Source organism: Azoarcus sp. Soil_N_20 (genome assembly GCF_057656155.1).
In genome coordinates this window covers 1-476 of record NZ_JBDGKX010000064.1, presented here as the reverse complement: position 1 = coordinate 476, position 476 = coordinate 1, and the positions used below count along the sequence as shown (strand labels likewise).

The following is a 476-nucleotide window of genomic DNA, read 5'->3' as shown; positions in this document are numbered from 1 at the left end:
CCCACCCCCGTCCACCGCCACGCCACCCGCCGCATCGCCCTGCAGTTCGACGACGACGGCAACCCCATGTTCGCCTCCGTGTGCAGCCCGGAGAGCTTCAAGGTGCGGGCACTGGCGGTGGCGCCCCGACGCCACGTGATCCCGGTGATCTTCGTGCCCGGCATCATGGGCACCAACCTGCGTGCGACCAGGGCCCACAGCCAGAAGCAGCCCGCTGCGTGGCGACCGCCGAATGGACTTTGGGGTGGCCTCAAGGAATGGCGTGCGCGGCTCAATCAAACGAATGCCATGCGCCAGTTGCAACTGACCCCGGCGCACTGCGAAGTTGACCCCGACGGGCCGGCTTCCCTCCCCCGCAGCACCTACACGCTGACCGAAGACGAAGCCCGCCGCCGGGGTTGGGGCGAAATCCATTGGGACAGCTACGGCACCGTGCTCACCGAACTCGAACGTCTGCTCAACGACCAGTACGCCGA

1 protein-coding gene is annotated in these 476 nt (G+C 67.6%); it reads left to right on the top strand.

What is annotated here, in order from left to right:
- On the top strand, positions 1 to 476 hold a 476-nt coding region (locus AC3A35_RS27905), incomplete at both ends, for a hypothetical protein (RefSeq protein WP_487439810.1).